This is a genomic window from Neofamilia massiliensis (assembly GCF_001299475.1).
Taxonomy (GTDB): Bacteria; Bacillota; Clostridia; order Tissierellales; family Peptoniphilaceae; genus Neofamilia; species Neofamilia massiliensis.
On the sequence record NZ_CYUJ01000003.1, the window covers coordinates 694,398 to 712,495 of the forward strand.

Genomic DNA, 18,098 nt, shown 5'->3' on the forward strand with positions numbered 1-18,098 from the left:
CATTTCAAATTTTATAAATAATTTGTCTGCTTATAGTTTGCTTATTGTCTGCTTAAGTTTAAAAAGTTATGCCAAATTATGATAAGTTATGACAAAGGTAAAAATGAATCATAACCACCGGCGTAGCCGGTGGTTTGCTCTGCCCCTATAAGGGGCTTTTACCTGCTGTGCACCTTGTGCACACTGAATGTCTATCAATCGCACTACTTTCTCAACTAGCGCTAAAGCGCCTCATTCCATTTTTTACATTTTTGTTTTTTCTCCAGTAAATGGATCCATATATTCCTTTATACTTATTTGGTCTTTTGTAAAATCTTCTTTTAACTGATTTTGGATATATTCTTGAATTTTCTTCATGTTCTTTCCTGCTGTATCTACATAATAACCTCTACACCAAAAGTTTCTATTTCCATACTTATATTTTAAATGGGCATGGCGGTCAAATATCATTAAGCTACTTTTTCCTTTTAAGTATCCCATTATTTCTGACACGCTATATTTTGGTGGTATCTCTAGTAACATATGAACGTGGTCTATGCATAACTCTGCTTCTATTATTTTTATTCCTTTTCTAGTCAGCAAATCTCTTAAAATTTTTCCTATATCTGTTTTTATTCTTCCATAAATTATTTGTCTTCTGTATTTTGGTGCAAATACTATATGATATTTACAATTCCATTTTGTATGTGATAAACTATTATTATCCACGTGGGTAACTCCTTTCATTTAATTAGATTGATAGACAAATCTATTTTAACATGATTGGAGTTTTTTTCCTTGAAGCTAAAGCTAATTATTCCCCCAGCATAGCTGGGGGTATTTATTGTGGTAAACCCACAAAAATGGCTTAACTGCTAAGTTGTAGCAAGTTAAGCCAAATTACAAAAAGTATGGTGGAGATAAGGAGGCTCGAACTCCTGACCTCTTGGCTGCCAGCCAAGCGCTCTCCCAACTGAGCCATACCCCCATTAGTAAACATTTTATAAAACTTCTTGGCGATTGTCAAGACCTTTATAAAATCTACTAAGGAGCTTTTGCTCACTATTTATTCTTCAAATTCTTCTAAAACAATATCAAGGTCATCTCCATCTGCAAAACCTGGGTCCATGTGGGTTAAAAAGTGCCAGTCATCTGAGTCAGCTTCCTTGTACAAAATTGCTTCCCCGTCTTCTGAACCAAAGTAGGCCCTTGTAACTTCATAACCTTTTTTTTCTAAAAATTCCTTGGCTCTTTTGAAGTTGGCTTCTCTTCTTTCTATATAGCCCTTGACATCTTCATTGTTAACCCCATAGGCATCAACAAGAGTCGCACTTGGAACCATGCCAGATCCTTCTTCACTTAGGTTAAAAATTTCGCTCCAAAATATATCTACATCAGAGTCTCCCCTAAACATAAACCTGCTAAAGGGAACAATGTTGCCCCTATAAGTCACTTCTACATAAGTAGGAATCTTGTCTAAAACCAAGGTCTCATAAAGAAAACCATCTTCCTCTTCAGCCTTATAGGCATCAAGTTTGCTAATAAATTCCCTGCCTTCTTCAAGAGAATTAAATATTCCGATTTCTGTTTCGTCACCATCTTGGTGCAAGCTTAGTATATACATTTTTTCTCCTTTCGTATCTCATTTTTCTCCCAATGGGGACATTCCTTTAGGTGTGTCCCCGTTGACAGTTATCTTCATCAATCATCTAATTTAATTTTAAAAATAAATTCGCCGCCAGAAACTTGAGCATCGTAGGCGATTTTATAGTTGTTTAATAAGCTTCCAACAATATAAAGACCTAGGCCGCTGCTGTTTTTCTTATTAATATCAAACTTCACTTGAAAAAGTTTTTCCATATCTAAGGAAGACTTATCATCAAAGCTGTTGGCCATATAAAAATCTTTATCGTCTACTCCAATATTTATACTGCCGCCTGCCTTTGAATACTTCACTGCATTTGATAGCAGGTTAGAAATTATTATCTTCAAGGCCGACCTGCCAATAAATATTTTTTCATCTGCTAGGTTATTGTTGATAGTCAGATCTTTTTCCCTGGCTAGAAGCTTATATTTATTTATCTCTTCTTCTACTATACCCTTAATCTCAAGAACTTCGCCATCGTTTTTTAATTTATCCAAGGAAGAGACAGTTAAAATTTGGGAAATGTTTGCTGACAGGGCGTCTACAAGTTTTAGAGATTCCTTAATGTAGTGGTCCCTGTCCTTGTACTTGCCAATATTGTAGGCCATATTTTCTAAAATAATTTTTAGGCTGGCAAGAGGAGTCTTTAGTTCGTGAGATGCCCCCTTAAAAAAGTCTGCCTTTACTTTTTCTAGTCTGATTATCTCTGCATTTTTCTCTTCCAAATCATCAATTGTTTCAAGCAAGGTAAAATACAGGCCGTTAATTTGTTCCTTGAGCTGGCTAATTTCATCTGCTGATGTAATTTTTAGCCTGGCAGTCTTGTCTAAGACCATCATCTTGTCTGTAATGTCTTTGATCTCAGTAACATTATTTTTTATCTGCCTGGCATAAATTAAGGCCACCAAGGCGGAAAAAATTATTGAAATCGAAAGTGAGTAGGGCAAAAACTTTAGGCTCAGGTCCTTGCCTTCTTTTTTCATATCTGCCACTGACAAAAATTGCAGACTAGACTTCTGACCTTGGGCCAGTTCAATTTGTCTTTCTTCGATGAGAAGCGAGTTGTCGGAGCTTTCAAGGTTAATGTCGATGTCGTCTTGGACTTTTATTGCGCCACTTTCACTTTCTTCAACTAAAACTGCCTTGATCTCGTTGGTTTCTGAAAAAAGTTCTAAGGCTTCTTCAACACTAGCCCTGTCTCTGCCAGATAAATTTTCTGAAATTAAATCTGCCTTCTCTGCCAGTTCTTCCTTTCTGCTTTCTAAATAGGTCTTTGGGAAGATTATATAAAGCAAAAGGTGGCTCAGAATTAAAAGTGCCCCAAGGACAGAAAAAATTTGGATAAACATCTTAGGAAATATTTTTAAGTTTTTCATTTTCTCTCCAACTTATAGCCGACATTTCTAATTGTCACAATACAATCTAGTTTTAATTTCTTTCTCAGTTCTTTAATGTAGACGTCAATTACCCGATCAAAGGGAATTTCTTCTGAGTCCTTCCAGACTCCGTCAATAATTTGAGACCTTGTAAGGGCTTGGCCTTCGTTTTTTAAAAAGAATTTTAAAATTTCCAGCTCCTTGGCGTTTACATCGACGTCCTTGCCGTCGAGTTTTGCTGTATATGAAGAAAAGTTTACCTCCAAGTCCTGGTAGGAAAAAGTTTCTTGATTTGGAAAGTTTTTCTTTATTAGCGAATCAACCCTGGCTTTTAAAAGGGGCAGAGAAAATGGCTTTTCAATATAGCCATCTGCTAGGTTTGTAAAGGCGTCGATTTTGTATTCTTCTTCATTAAAGGCTGTTAGCATTAAAACTGGAACCTGACTTTCCTTTCTAATTTCCTTTAACAGGTCCAGGCCGTTCATATAGGGCATTTGTATATCTAAAATTGCCAGATTAATGTCCTTAGAAAATTTTTCCAGGCCTTCCCTGCCGTCTTTGGCTGATATAACTGTATAAGAAAATTCTTCTAAGAATTCTTTGATTCCCTCGCGAATTATTTGGTCGTCTTCAACTACTAGGATTTTCATAGGGCCTCCTTTGTCTTTTCTTCTATTATATATTATGCTGACAGATTTTTCTAAAAAATTAAAAAACGCCGGGCTAGGGCCAGCGTCTTTATCTATATGGAGGAAGTATCGTGTATTTAAGTTTAAATATCTTCCGTGGTTGTGCTGTGGATAAGGGGGACAGACCACAAGGGTCAGTCCCCACGTTGAGTTGAGCTAGGGTGTATAGAGGACTGTCCCTTTGAGCCTGTTGATGCCCTAGTCCAAATCTATGATTTGGCAACAGGTCTCATGAACAGATTCTTTTTGGGGACATTCCTTTAGGTGTGTCCCCATTTACCACAACTGTGTCCCCACTAAATTTCATCCAACAAAACTTATCCCTTAAAAGAATAATCAATTGCTTGGGTTGGGCAGGCATTTTTGCACCTGCCGCACCTTATACACTCTAAAGAGTTTGAACACTTAACTGGATCAATATTCATTTGGCAGACTTTTTTACACCTGCCACAGGAAATACACTTGTCATGGTCTAACCTATAACGAAAAACTGAAATAGGGTTAAAGACAGAATAAACTGCTCCTAGAGGACAAATATATTTACAAAATGGTCTATAAATAATAATCGAAAGTATAATTGTCACAATTAAAATCGCAAACTTCCAATAATATAAAAATCCAATGGCCGATCTCATAGTCTTATTTAATAAAACAAGAGGGATCCCACCTTCTAACATGCCCACTGGACAAATAAGTTTACAAAAATATGGTGAGCCTTGGCCTAAAATATCAACTAGGACCATAGGCAAAATTATTACAAAAATAAGTAAGATCAGGTATTTTAGTTTTCTTAAGTACTTGTCGCCTTTAAAGGTCTGAATTTTTTTAACAAAGGGAATCTTGTAAAGCAGGTCTTGGACTAAACCAAAAGGACATAAAAATCCACAGACAAACCTGCCAACTAAGGCTCCAACAAAAAATAAAAAACCTACAACATAAAAGCTAAACTTGTAATTGGCATTTCCAATAACTGCCTGCAAGGCTCCAATTGGACAAGCTCCCTTGGCACCAGGACAAGAATAACAATTCATCCCTGGGACACAAAGTTTTTTTAAATCACCTTGGTAGATCTTTCCAGTTTTAAAACCTTCAAAAAAAGAATTTGTAAACAAGAACCAGATAAATTGAAAACTGTGTCTGATCCTGTCTCTTACTAAATACAGGTCCTTAGAAAATTTCTTCTTATCCAATTCCAATACACTCCATGCATATTCTTATGGCCTTTTCTAAAACAACCTTGGCCTCGCCGTTGCCATATCCATAAACCATCATGGCTACAGCAAGGGCAATAATGCCAAGGGCCTTAAATGGCCCCTTTAAAAATTTTTCTTTCATTATTACTAACCTTATTTATTTAACTTTGCTAGTTCGTCTTCAACAATTTTTGTCCAGTCAGCTAAGTTGTGAGAACCTGAATAAGTTTCGCCGACAATTTTTCCGTTTTTGTCAACGAAAAATGTTTCTGGAAGGGCTTGGATGCCATTTAATCTGCCGTTAAAGTTTGTAGCATCTGGCATTAAAAATTGGTAGTTGGCATTTGTCTTTTCTGCAATTTGTTTAGAAAGTTCAACTGCAGTTTGGTTAACTCCCTTGTCATCAACTGTGTCAGTTACAACTCCAACTAGGTTTACATTCATGTCCTTCATTTTGTCTTTAAGTTCAACTAGGTCTGGAATTTCTTTTACACAAGCAGTGCACCAAGTTGCAAAGACGTTGACCATAGTTAGGTCATAATCTCCAAAGTCAGCACTGGTAAAGTCCTTTCCCTCAATGTCCTTAGTTGCTATGTTAGAAAGATCTTCAACATCAGCTCCTCCAAAAGGAACAGTTCCTTCTAAATCAGTTTTTTCTCCTAGAACAAAACCATTTTCTGGTTTGTCTAACTTATCGATAATTTCAACATTTGTCATTGCTAATTCATCAGCAAGGCCACTGTCGTCAGCATTTGTACTTAGGTAGTATTCGTACATACCGTCTGATGAAGGTCCTAAGTTTTTGTGGTTTTGACATTTAGTGATCTTTGAAATTTCTTCTTCTGTCATTCCCTTTTCGTACATACCTAGAGTTCCCACTCTCTCTAGACCTTCTTGCCAGTTAACATAGCCGTTGCCCATCATTGGGATTTCTGCATTCTTGTCTTCTTCGCTAAGTTTGGAAAAAGAAAGTAGGGCATATTTTAAATCTTGGTCAATAGGGCTTTGGTCGTCTAGCATTGCTAGGTCCTTGTTATTCATTGCATCTAAAATCTTGTCAGTTAATTTGAATTTTAGGCCTAGGTATTCATAAACATATTCGTCTTTGGCTTCTAAAGTATAATCAGCTGGTTTAAAAGTTTCGCTAGAAGCTTCACCATTTTTGTCAATGGTCATTCCTGCTGCATCAGCATCAACAACTTGGCCTTGTTCTTGGCTAGCTTGTGCTGGTTTTTGACTTTGTTTTTCATCAGCCTTTTGACATCCTGCTGCCCCTAAAAGTAGAGACAAGCTTAAGACTAGGGTCGCTTTCTTTAATAAATTTTTCTTCATAGTAATCCTCCTAAATATTTTTTCATTTTCAAATTTGTTTTTTTTTTTAAGTAAATTTTTCTTACAAGCCTATATTAATATAGATTTATGAAACCAATATGAAATGGATTTCTTTTCATATTTTTTTCACAAAAAAGTTTTTGTTTTGTTCAACTTTGCTTTTTGGGGACATTTAAAGCCCTAGCCAAAATCTTTGATCTTGCAGCAGGTCTTATGCAAAAGATTCCCAAGAGACCGACCAAAGGGAGAGTCGATTGGTAGAATCTGACTGCCAATTTCAGGTGTGTCCCCATCCGATTCACCGGGGACATTGCTTTAGCTGTGTCCCAATTATCAGGAAAGTTTATTGGTAGAATTTGACTGCCCAGCAAGATGTGGGAATGATCCCTTGTGGTCTGTCCCCCTTTTCCACTTATCAGCAATTAAAAAATCCCCAGCCATCCAGCCAGGGAAATAATCTTAAACCAAGCCCATAAAAACTTGGACCAAAAGCGACACCACAACAACTAAAAGAGAAATTACAAAGCCGTGGACCATTGGATTGATCCCAGACTTTTGCAAGTCCTTAAAAGAAGTGTTGAGACCAATTGATCCTAGGGCCATTACCATTAAAAACTTAGAAAGAGTCTTTAAGTTGTGGGCCAGAGACTCAGAAATAAAACCAAAAGAATTAATTAAGGACAGGGCCAAAAATCCTAAAATAAAATAAGGAAAGATGCTAGAAATTTTAACACCTACTCCTTGACCCTTTGACCTGTCAGATTTTTTCTTTTGAGAAATAATAGAAAAAACTAAAACAGTTGGGATAATAGAAAGAGTCCTAGTTAGCTTTACCATAGTGGCAAAGTCGCCAGCAGCTTCAGAATAGGCATAGCCAGCAGCGACAACAGACGAAGTGTCGTTGACAGCAGTTCCAGTCCAAAGCCCATAGGCAATATCAGAAAGATTAAGCGCCCTTCCCATTATTGGAAAAAGCACAATCATAGCAATATCAAAAATAAAAGTCGCCGACATGGCATAGGCAACATCAACATCTTCAGCATCAATAACAGGAGCAAGAGCAGCAATAGCCGACCCGCCACAAATTCCAGTTCCAGCAGAAATTAAAGACGACATCCTCCAATTTAGGCCAAGGGCTTTTCCAATAAAGTGCCCTCCACCAAAACAAGTCAGCAGAGTAAAGACCATAACAGTAAGAGAAAGTTTCCCAACATGAAGGACCATGGCAATATTTAAAGAAGCCCCTAAAAAAATAATAGCCAGCTTCAAAATCTTCTTAGAAGTAAACTTCAGCCCCTTGGAAAACTTATCAGTCTTAATAAAGTTGTTGAGAAAAATCCCTAAGAACAGAGCCAGCACTGACTCGCCAATATACTGCAGAGGCAGCAACCTTTCTAAAAACTTCGCCCCTAAGGCAACAAAGAGAGCCAAAAACACCCCAGGAAAAATATCTTTTATAAACTTAGTCATAAAACCTCCTATATAAATGAAATAAATTAAAAACATAAGGCCAGCCTTTGAAAAGCCAGCCTTACTATTTTATAGGATATGAGAGATAAAAGCCAGGGGGAATGAGTTTTATGTATGTAAAAAAGCTCCTTGCAATTGGATTAATTGCAAAGAGCTTTGGTTTTTGCTTTTAAATTTTTGTCATTATGTTTAATAAGTTTTCATAGCTATCTACTTCGTGATAAACAACATCATCTGTAGAAATTTCATTAAAAAGCTTTTTAGCACAATAAATTTTCGCCTGTTCTATTGGCCTTAGTTGAAGACTTTCCATTGTTCCCTTTGTTTCAGCAATGAAGAAAATATGCTTAACAGTTCCAGCGTTAAAGGCTATGGCCCAGTCTGGAGAATAATTTCCAACTGGGGTAGGGATATAAAAACCTCTTGGGAGTTTTGCATAGACACAAACTTCTTCAGCTCCATCTAGATCTTTTGCAAATTTTCCTTCAACAGAATTATTTGGATCTCCATCTGTAAAGACATAATCTTTAATATGTTTTTTTGCCTCATAGGCCTTGTTATAAGGTCCGCTTTTTTCAAGAGTGAAAATTGACTTGTCGTATTTCTCATCTATTTTGTCATAAGAAATATGTTCAACTATAGTAGTTGCCTTTTGCTCATTTATTAATCTAGATACCTTACTAATAAATTCTTCAGGATTTTCTCTAAACATATAAAACTTGCCACTGTTAAGGCCCTTTAAAATTTTAACTACAGTTCTTCTAGTTAACATTGTATTTGATGATATTCTACCGATTAGGTCGTACTCAACGTCGCTAGTAGAATGTACATCTAATTCATAAGTTTTAGTTTGTTCTGACTTAAATAACATTCCACTTTGAGCATCTGCTACAGTGAAGTTATCTTTTTGTTCAGAAATTCCAGTAGTATATCTTAGCCTATATACAAACAAATTGTCATTAATTGATTCTACAGACTTTTTAATTAACTCGTCACTATCAAAAGAGACAGTATAAGAATACTTCTGGTTAATAGATTCCCAAAGGGATTTAAATTCTTTCTTTTTAAAGTTATCATTAGTCTTATTCTCAAGAATTTTTATTTGGTGCCCATCGTCCTGCATATCTTCTAAAACCTTATCGCTAAATACAGCTCGAATTAGGCGATGGATTTCATCTCCATATTCTTTAATAGTATCTGGCAGTGGTGCTAGAGTATTATTATCACTGTCTTCATGGTACTTATCTGTAATTTTGTCTTCGCCATCCATGGTGACATAGTCATTTTTAACTAAATATTGGTAGCAAATATTTGCCTCTATTTGGCTAATAGTATGCTTTTCTCCATTAATAAAAATAGTCTTGCCGACAAAATATTCCTTGCTGGCCTTTAGTGGTCTATCATGTAAGTTTTCTTTAGTCTCTCTTTGTAAGTCTCTTACAAAATCCTTGTAGGACTCACTGGCAATTACAGTTAGCTTGTTTAGCTTGTGAACTCCATCTCTACCCAGGGTCTGCTCGTCCATTCTAAATCCATTTTTATCAACACAAAGGCGGAGGCCACGACCAACTTCCTGTCTTTTCATAGTAGCAGAATTTCCATGTTTTAGTGTACAAATTTGAAAGACGTTTGGATTGTCCCAGCCTTCACGAAGGGCAGAGTGAGAAAAAATAAACCTAGTAGGCTCCTTAAAGCTAAGAAGTCTTTCCTTGTTTTTTAATATTAGGTCATAAGCAGAAATGTCATCTGAAGTCTTATCTGTGCCTTTCTCTTTACTATCTATAAGACGGCCTTTTTTATCAATAGAAAAATATCCCTTGTGGGTGTCTTTCACATCAATAGACTTTAAATACCTTATATAAGGCGTGTCGTCAAAGGTGATATATTCATTTAAAATATTTATATACTCTCTTTCAAAGATTTTTCCATATTCGCCTAGAAGCTCATTACCATCTTCATCGTACTGCCTATACTTGGCAACCTCATCTATAAAAAATAGAGACAGTGTTTTAATGCCTTTATTAAATAACTCTTCTTCTTTTTCAAAATGAGACTTAATAGTCTCCCTAATTTGAACCAGCCTCATATCTTTTTCAGATACATCTCCACGAACCTCCCCTTTTCTAAGTTCTTCTCCATTAGTAAAGCGAACTAGACCTTCACGAGGTTCTATTTCTGCAACCCTATATCCCTTATACTGGTCCATACCCTTAGAAATATCGTAGAGGTTGTCATCAACTGATAGAATTCTACTTTCCCTGTTTATCGACTTCTTATAATTAATTTCAAACTCTATTCTTGCCTTGGGAGCTTCATTTTTAGACAAAATAATATCATCTAAATACAAATACCTATCTGATCCTCTAAAGTTTTTAAGTTCAAAACCTTTAACCTCAATTTTCTTAACTAGCCTTTCATTAAAAGCATCAACGGCATCAAGGGCATAGACTAAATTATGCTTATTTTTATGGGTAGCAGAATAATTAAGAGAGAAAAGTGGATTGAAGTTTTTCATAGCTTCTTGAGTGGCAGTCCCTCCCATTTTTTGAGGTTCATCTATAATTAAAATTGGATTATTGGACTTTATTACATCAATAGGCTTTCTAGATCCAAACTCATCTCGTTTACTATAAATAATTCTAGCAGCCTTATTTTTTGCTCCTTCTTTTAAAGTGTTAAAGGCCTGGGTGTTTATAATCATAACATTTATTCCACCATCAGAAGAATAAGCGTCAATTTGATTTAAATTTTTACTATCATAAATAAAATACCTAATCTTCTTCCCATATAGTTCCATAAAGTGGTCTTCAGTCATTTCAAAAGACTTTTTAACCCCTTCACGAATAGCTATAGAAGGGACAATTACTATAAACTTAGACCATCCATAGTTTTTATTAAGCTCAAACATAGTTTTTATATAGACATAGGTCTTACCAGTTCCCGTTTCCATTTCTATATCTAGTGAACAGGCCCCTTGGCCCTTTACCAATTCTTCTGAAGTCTTAATGCCGTTATTAATTTGTACAGACTTAATATTACTTAAAAGTTGGATCTTATCAATTTCAAGTTCTCTATTTTTAAAAGCAGTATAAATAAAATCTTCTGAATAAAATTTTGAGTCCTCAATCCCGACTTCCATTTGGCTGTTGTGCTTAGGTATTTCTTGGCCTGGATCTAAACGGTATTTTAGTTTGGATGATTTACCCTGACCTTTAAAAACTTTAATTACTGATTCTACTGCCTTGGTCTGATAGTCTTGAGTCTTAAAATTAAATTTCATCTTAGATCACCTTTCTTATGGTTTCTTGACTAAGTCTTTGGAAGATTTGGTCAAAGTTATTTAGACTAGAGTCTGATTTCATTGATGAGTCTCTAAAGACTACAAAGGCCGGTTCTTTTTTAGCTAACTTCGTAACTAAGTCGTCATCAATATCCTTATCAAAACAGGCTATTAAATAGCCATAATCTACAATATAGACATCCTTGCCGCCAATATTTTCTAGGTCTATCTTTGCAGATAGGGAGATGCCTAGGTCTAGCAAAACTTGGAAGAGTAGGTCCTCTCCACTTCTATCTTCTTTTATATTGTCTTCAAAATTATCTAAAAAGTTTTGGCTGATCTCTTTTGGTTTATAGTAAACATCTTTCATATTGGTGCTGTCAGTTTTTAAAACCCTAAAGCCAATGTCCAGGTCTTCTATACCTTTCTTATCCTTATTGTCTTCTAGGATTTTTTGGCCTGCACGTCTTATTCTTTCTTTGCCAATTTCACAAATGTTCTTATAGCCAACCTTGTAGGCTTCAGACTTTTCATCTGTTTCTTCAGGCAGCTGGACCATTATAAATTTTCTATTGCCTCCATCTTCTGCATTTAACTCCATAACTGCATGTGCAGTAGTTGCTGATCCCGAGAAGAAGTCTAGGATGATTGATTCTTGAGTAGAACCTATAATTTGAAAATATTTTATTAATTCTACAGGTTTTGGATAATCAAATATATTTATTCCTATTAATTTGTCTAAAGCTTGTTTTGAGGATTGTGTATGTCCAACTAAATCATATGGTAAAATGGTCTTCGATATAATTCCAGGCACTTCTGATAAATATCTTTTGTAAGCAGGTCTTTTATTCTCATCTTCTGGTAGGTAGATTCTTCCTTCTTCTATCAACTCATACATTTTTTTCTCAGTGAAAGCCCATCCTCTTGTTGGTGGTTCTTTATATATTTTTCCATCCCAGCTTATATCGTATCCTTTTTGTTTTCCTATAGTTAAATTGTCAAGTCTATATTTACCCTTACCATCATTGTCATCATACTTATACATAATATTTGATTTTTCATCTCTATCTAACCTGTTTAACTCTCCTAAAATAATTTTATCTTTTGAATAACAAATAACAAAGTCATGATCTTCTGATACATATTTATTATTATTTTTAGGGCTATAAGTTTTTTGCCAAATAAAAGATGCAATAAAATTGCTTTCTCCAAAAATCTCATCACAAACTTTTTTTAAATTTGCCTGTTCATTGTCATCAATAGAAATAAAAATAACTCCATCATCTGATAGTAAGTTTCTAGCTAATTTTAATCTAGGATAAATCATATTTAGCCAGTCAGTATGGAAGCGACCATTTGATTCTAGATTTTGTTCTAGTCTATTTTCCTCTTCATCATATTGGTCACTTTGGTCTAAATAATCTTTGGTGGATTTTTTAAATGAGTCTTTGTAGACAAAATCTTTTCCTGTATTATATGGTGGATCTATATAGATCATTTTAACTTTTCCCAGGTAGGTTTCTTGAAGGAGCTTTAAGACCTCAAGGTTATCTCCCTCTATATAGAGGTTTTCTGTTTGGTCGAAGTTTAGGCTTTCTTCCCTACAAGGTCTTAGGGTTTTTGCTATAGGAGCATTGGCTTTTAAAACTGCCTCTTTCTTATCTGGCCAGGTGAATTGGTATCTTTCATCTCTTACTTCAATTACCGTGCTGAATAACTCTTGTTCTAGAATGTCTTTGTCAATGGCTCTAACTAAATTCCCATTTTCATCTATTGTCTCTGTTATTGCATTTGGAAAAAGATTCGTAAATTGTTCAAGTTTTTCTTCTGCCAGGTTTTTTGTCGTCATTTTTAGTTTATCCATTATATTTTTCCAGCTCCTTTTAATATTGTCTAGGATCTTTGTATAAGTCGTATTTCTGCTAGCCGAGTTTGATAGCCTTAGATCTTAAGACTAAATTTCATCTTAAATCACCTTTCTTGTGGTTTCTGGACTTAGTCTTTTGAAAATTTGGTCAAAGTTATTGAGACTAGAGTCTGATTTCATTGACGAGTCTCTAAAGACTACAAAGACTGGTTCTTTTTTAGCTAGCTTCGTAACTAAGTCGTCATCAATATCCTTATCAAAGCAGGCTATTAAATGGCCATCATCTACAATATAGACTTCCTTGCCGTCAATATTTTCTAGGTCTATTTTTGCAGACAAAGAGATTCCTAAGTCTAGCATAACTTGGAAGAGTAAGTCTTCCCCACTTCTATCTGCCTTTATATTGTCTTCAAGAGTATCTAAAAAGTTTTGGCTAATTTCCTCTGGCTTATAGTAAACATCTTTCATATTAGAACTATCAGTTTTTAAAACCCTAAATCCAATATCAAGGTCTTCTATACTTTCCTTGTCCTTATTGTCTTCTAGAATTTTTTGACCTGCACGTCTTATTCTTTCTTTGCCAATTTCACAAATATTTTCATAGCCAGCCTTATAGGCATCAGATTTTTTATCACATTCAGCTGGAATCTGGCTCATTATAAATTTTCTATTTCCGCCATCTTCCGCATTTACCATCATTGTTGCATGAGCAGTGGTTGAAGATCCAGAAAAGTAATCAAAAATAATTCCTTCTTTCGGACAAAATAACTTAACAATATCTCTCATTAAATACAAAGATTTAGGAAAATCAAATGTTTTGGTTTCTAGTAGATCATCTAATAGCTTTGTACCGTAATGATATCCATGGTATTTTTTCTCAATCCAATGAGTTCTTATGACTTGATTTTCCCTGAGCTTTTCAAAAATTCTTATTTTACCATTGTCTTCTTTTGCAATAATATTGCCCTCTTTATACCTATCAAGAAATGTATCAGATGTTGTTTTCCACGTTCTCTCAACTCCAGTATCAGTAACAGGATAAACAGCCTCATAATTCTTTTTCTTAGTTAAAGTTAATTCTTTTAAGTCCGGGCTAACATAAATTGGATACCAAAAATTAGGTTTACTTTCTTTTGTGGCATATTTACCATCAGATAATCTGATAAAATTTTTTAGTCTATATGCTCCTTGTCTGTCTTTACATCCAAAAGCCTTTTTTTGTTCTTCATCAAGTACAACTTTCTGTAGTTTTGCAGTAGATTCATTTTTCGCATATACAAGCATAAATTCATTACTAGGACCTATAAATTTTGCTTGATTCCTACCCTCTGGCTTGTGAACGACAGTTATAATTGCAATTCTATTTCTAAAACCAAAAACTTCATCACAAACTTGAATAAGATTTGCTAACTCATTATGGTCTATGGCGATCAAAAAAAATCCTTCATCGCTTAAAAGATTTCTTGATAATTTTATCCTTGGATAAATCATGTTTAGCCAATTTGTATGAAACCTACCATTTGTATCTGTATTGGTATAAAGTCTATTCCCTTCAGAGTCAACTTCATATTTTTCTCCAAATTCATCTTCATTGTCTGAATAATCATTTATATATAGAATATCTGTTCCTGTATTGTATGGAGGATCAACATAAATAACATCAATTTTATTTAAATACGATTCTTGAAGCATCTTTAAAACCTCAATATTATCTCCTTCAAGATATAAGTTTTTTGTTTTATTAAAATTAACACTCTCTTCTTTTGATGGGCGTAGAGTTTTAAAAATAGGAGTATTTGTTTCAACGATATTTTTTATCTTCTCAGGCCAAGTGAATTGAAATCTTTGTTCATTATTTGAAACAATTCTTTCTGAAATTTCTTTATTTAGTAAATCAACGTCTATTACTTTCTCAATAATAGGAGTACCATCATCTTCGTATCCTGTTACTTTCTCAGTAATTAAACCTGGAAAAAGATTTGAGATAATTTTAAAATTCTCATCCGAAGTATTTTTTGATAACATTTTTAGTTTATCCATTATATTTCTCCAGCTCCTTTTAATTATGTTTTAGCTCTTTAAATAAGCAATAGGTATACTTTAATATTTCTATCTCATCTCATATAATTTTATATTTGTTTATAAGATTATCCTTATAATTATACCATATGATTTTTAAATTGACTAAAAATAGCCTGATTTAAATCTTCCCAAATAAAAAAAGAGCCTCTCAGCTCTTCTTAATTTGTTTTATTTTTCTATATAAGTTTATTGTTGGCAAGTCTCCATTTTTGATATTCTATTATATCGTCTTCTGCTCCGGCTTTTAGGCAGATTAATAAGACTGCAACATCATCTGTAAATCCAGCTACTGGGATGCCATCTGGAATTAGGTCTATTGGGGAAAGGATATAGATTAGGGCACTTATTATGCCGACAATAGTTCCTAGGGGCACTTCTGTGTATTCTTTTTTTACATAAGACCTAACTAGAGAGATCATTGTTGGCACCATAGAAAAGGTTTCTCCCATGACTGGAATTTTATTTAGTTTTCTTTCTAACTTTTGTAGGAATTTTTCTAGCTTATCTGGATCTGCTAGTAGTATTTCTGCTTTCTTTAAGCCTTTCTCATATTCTTTTTTTGCTTGTTTTTCTGTTAATACTTGGTCTGTCATGATTATTCTCCTATTTTTTATTTATTTATATGTATATTTTTATTAAGATTATTATACCACACCCCCTTTCAAAAAACTAAGTCTTCAACTTATTTTAAGCTCCTTTGATCCAAACAAAAATAGTCCAGGCATTTCTATCTAAACTATTTTTTTAATCAACACTATTTGACAAAACAAAAAAACCTAGGCTAAGCTATACGCTCAGTCTAGGTTTGTACATTTTTACCAGTCGTTTTCTTCACACATGAGAAGAAGCAAGTCTAATTCTTCTCTTTCTCTTTCTTCTTTTTCTTTTCTTTCTTGTTCTTCCCAGTATATATCTTCTGCTTCTTGTTCTCTTCTTCTTTCTTCTTCCTCTTCCTCTTCACGACGTCTATTTTCCTCTTCTTCATAATAGTAAGTGTCAAAATCATCGTCGTCATCGTCTACTGGAATACTATCAAAAATAGATCTTTCACTAGCAGGAGCATAAGTCGTTCTATAAGCTATTAAAAAATCTCCTTCTGTAGCTGAAACTTCTAGTCTTCTATTCATAGCCTTTTTAATATCGTAGTAGGCTTTTTCGTTGTTCTTTATTCTTCCATCTGGATAGTATAATTCTTCTCTGGTGTATATTTTTTCCCTTTCTAATTCGATAAAGTCTCCATCGTCGAATTCAAGATATACCCTTCCATCTGGCGTCATCAATATTGTTTCGTCATCTCTAATTATTCTAGTGTCACCATTTTCTTCAAATACAATTGTTTCTGCAGAATCCATTTTAGTCTCCTTGTTATTTAAATTATTTTCTTTCCTTAAAAGGAAATTTCTATGTATTGGATATTCTGTTTTTATTGATCCTATTATAGCATAATTCTTTATATAATTTACTACTGCCTTATTTAATCTATGATTTTTTTAAGAAAATTATCGCAAAAACATTTAATTTTCTTTTCCTAACAAAAAAGAGCCTTTCAGCTCTTAATCTTAAGTCTCTTCCTTTGTCCTTACACAAATTTATTATTTTTAAATCTCCATTTTTGATATTTTACTATATCTTCTTCTGCGCCTTTTCTTAAGAAAGTCAAAAGGACAAAGGCGTCGTCGGCGTAGCCTAGACCAGGGATTAGGTCAAACAAGAAGTCTACTGGTAGGAGGATATAGGCAAGGACGCTTATTATTCCTAGAATTGTGCCCTTGGGGATTTCTTTGTATTCTCTTCTTGCAAAGGACCTTACTAGGGAGATCATTGTTGGTACCATGGCAAAGGTCGTGCCTAGGCCTGGGATTTTCTTTAGTTTTCGCTCTAGGTCTTGGAGAAATTTTTCTAGTTTGTCTCCGTTTGCTAGTAGTATTTCCGCTTTTTTGCGTCCCTTGTCGATTTCTCTCTCTGCTCGTCTTTCTAATCTTATTTTCATCTTTATATCGCTTCCTTTTTTTGAATTTATTTTTTCTATTTAGCTTTTTAATAAGATTATTATACTATATACCTGTTTTTTCAAAAGAAAAACACTTCTCTTCTCGTCTTCTCTCTGGTCCTAGTTAGATAAGTATATTATAATATAATTATTAAGGACTGCTAAGGAGTTTTTTATGGAAGAAAAGAGAAAGCTAAAACTTATTTTAATTGCCTTTATTCTCCTGCTTGCTTTGGGGATTGTTGGCTACAAGTTTATTTTAAATGTTAGTTTTATTGATGCCTTGTATATGACTGTGATTACTATTTCCACTGTTGGCTTTGGCGAGGTGGGAACTACTAGTCATCTGTCTGAAATTTTTTCAGTTATCATGATTTTTTTAGGTGTTGGCATTGTTGGTTATGCCTTTACTACTATTGTTGCCATGTTTGTTGAAGGCAGGCTGGGAGATTTATGGAAGGGAAAGAAGATGAATAAGAAAATTTCTGCTTTGAAGGACCATTATATTATTTGCGGCTCTGGCGAGCTGGCTGATGTTATTGTTGCTAAGTTTGCTCACGAAAATCTAGACTTTGTGGTTATTACTGACAGGGAAAGGGACCTTGAGGATTATAGCCACGAAAATATTTTAGTTATTGAAGGTCATTCTACTGAGGAAGAGATCTTAGACCAGGCTGGAATTTTAAAGGCCAAGGGACTGATCTCCGCCTTAGAGTCTGAAGTGGACAACATTGTTACTGTGTTAACTGCCAGAAACTTAAACAAGGACATTTATATTATTGCAAATGCTACAAGCAAGTCTGGTTCTGACAAGCTTATGAAGGTTGGCGCAAACAAAACTCTGTCTGCCATAGAAATTTCTGGCAAGAGAATGGCATCTCTTATGATCAAACCTAATATTATTTCTTTTTTAGATGTTGTTACTAGGGTTGGCGATGTTGAGTTGGACCTAGAAGAGGTTGTGGTGAAAAAGGATTCTTATTTAGAAAACAAGACCCTGGCCCAGGCGCAGATCCCAAATAAGACTGGCCTTATTGTCCTTGCTATTAAAGATCACGCAAGTGGGGAGATGCTTTTTAATCCTCCTGCCAGCTATGATTTTAAACTTGGCGATGTTTTAATTGTCTTAGGCAGAGAGGACCAAGTCCAAAAACTTAGAGACCTAGGCGATGAAAGTCTTTAAAATTTTTCTCAA

15 protein-coding genes and 1 tRNA gene are annotated in these 18,098 nt (G+C 34.6%); 1 reads left to right on the forward strand and 15 read right to left on the reverse strand.

Annotated features, from left to right (window positions below; translation table 11 throughout):
• Window positions 1–243: 243 nt before the first annotated feature.
• From tnpA to BN2667_RS07765, 15 genes are all read right to left on the reverse strand, one after another.
• The gene (gene tnpA, locus BN2667_RS07690; protein ID WP_054252746.1) at window positions 244–726 is read right to left on the reverse strand and encodes an IS200/IS605 family transposase; all 483 of its coding nucleotides are present in this window, start codon (window positions 724–726) and stop codon (window positions 244–246) included.
• Between the two features lie 165 nt (window positions 727–891).
• A tRNA-Ala gene (locus BN2667_RS07695) sits at window positions 892–967 on the reverse strand.
• A 78-nt stretch (window positions 968–1,045) separates the two neighbouring features.
• The gene (locus BN2667_RS07700; protein WP_054252747.1) at window positions 1,046–1,603 is read right to left on the reverse strand and encodes a hypothetical protein; all 558 of its coding nucleotides are present in this window, start codon (window positions 1,601–1,603) and stop codon (window positions 1,046–1,048) included.
• Window positions 1,604–1,680: 77 nt separating this feature from the next.
• Window positions 1,681–3,000, reverse strand: a complete 1,320-nt coding sequence (locus tag BN2667_RS07705) for a sensor histidine kinase (RefSeq protein WP_054252748.1) — start codon at window positions 2,998–3,000, stop codon at window positions 1,681–1,683.
• Window positions 2,997–3,650, reverse strand: a complete 654-nt coding sequence (locus BN2667_RS07710; protein WP_054252749.1) for a response regulator transcription factor — start codon at window positions 3,648–3,650, stop codon at window positions 2,997–2,999. The genes BN2667_RS07705 and BN2667_RS07710 overlap by 4 nt, the downstream gene beginning before the upstream one ends.
• A 356-nt stretch (window positions 3,651–4,006) precedes the next feature.
• Window positions 4,007–4,831 (reverse strand): 4Fe-4S binding protein, encoded by an 825-nt coding sequence (locus tag BN2667_RS07715; RefSeq protein WP_461786645.1) that lies wholly within the window; start codon window positions 4,829–4,831, stop codon window positions 4,007–4,009.
• 40 nt (window positions 4,832–4,871) lie between these two features.
• Window positions 4,872–5,024 (reverse strand): CD1871A family CXXC motif-containing protein, encoded by a 153-nt coding sequence (locus BN2667_RS09470; RefSeq protein ID WP_054252751.1) that lies wholly within the window; start codon window positions 5,022–5,024, stop codon window positions 4,872–4,874.
• 11 nt (window positions 5,025–5,035) lie between these two features.
• A complete protein-coding gene (locus BN2667_RS07725; protein ID WP_054252752.1) occupies window positions 5,036–6,214 on the reverse strand; it encodes a TlpA family protein disulfide reductase in 1,179 nt (392 codons plus the stop codon).
• 459 nt (window positions 6,215–6,673) lie between these two features.
• Window positions 6,674–7,684 carry a YeiH family protein gene (locus tag BN2667_RS07735; protein WP_082380232.1) on the reverse strand — a complete coding sequence of 337 codons (1,011 nt, stop codon included), beginning with the start codon at window positions 7,682–7,684 and terminating at the stop codon, window positions 6,674–6,676.
• A 169-nt stretch (window positions 7,685–7,853) separates the two neighbouring features.
• Window positions 7,854–10,964, reverse strand: coding sequence for a type III restriction-modification system endonuclease (locus tag BN2667_RS07740; protein ID WP_054252754.1), 3,111 nt, complete (start codon window positions 10,962–10,964; stop codon window positions 7,854–7,856).
• 1 nt (window position 10,965) lies between these two features.
• The gene (locus tag BN2667_RS07745; RefSeq protein WP_202903568.1) at window positions 10,966–12,828 is read right to left on the reverse strand and encodes a site-specific DNA-methyltransferase; all 1,863 of its coding nucleotides are present in this window, start codon (window positions 12,826–12,828) and stop codon (window positions 10,966–10,968) included.
• Window positions 12,829–12,930: 102 nt separating this feature from the next.
• Window positions 12,931–14,871, reverse strand: coding sequence for a site-specific DNA-methyltransferase (locus tag BN2667_RS07750; RefSeq protein WP_054252755.1), 1,941 nt, complete (start codon window positions 14,869–14,871; stop codon window positions 12,931–12,933).
• Window positions 14,872–15,089: 218 nt separating this feature from the next.
• Window positions 15,090–15,506 carry a YkvA family protein gene (locus BN2667_RS07755; protein ID WP_082380233.1) on the reverse strand — a complete coding sequence of 139 codons (417 nt, stop codon included), beginning with the start codon at window positions 15,504–15,506 and terminating at the stop codon, window positions 15,090–15,092.
• A gap of 222 nt (window positions 15,507–15,728) precedes the next feature.
• The gene (locus BN2667_RS07760; protein WP_054252757.1) at window positions 15,729–16,265 is read right to left on the reverse strand and encodes a hypothetical protein; all 537 of its coding nucleotides are present in this window, start codon (window positions 16,263–16,265) and stop codon (window positions 15,729–15,731) included.
• Window positions 16,266–16,492: 227 nt separating this feature from the next.
• Window positions 16,493–16,903 carry a YkvA family protein gene (locus BN2667_RS07765; RefSeq protein WP_054252758.1) on the reverse strand — a complete coding sequence of 137 codons (411 nt, stop codon included), beginning with the start codon at window positions 16,901–16,903 and terminating at the stop codon, window positions 16,493–16,495.
• 175 nt (window positions 16,904–17,078) lie between these two features.
• Here BN2667_RS07765 and BN2667_RS07770 point away from each other — a divergent pair, with 175 nt between their 5' ends.
• Complete coding sequence (locus tag BN2667_RS07770) at window positions 17,079–18,086, forward strand: potassium channel family protein (protein ID WP_054252759.1); 1,008 nt, start codon at window positions 17,079–17,081, stop codon at window positions 18,084–18,086.
• The last annotated feature ends 12 nt before the right edge of the window (window positions 18,087–18,098 follow it).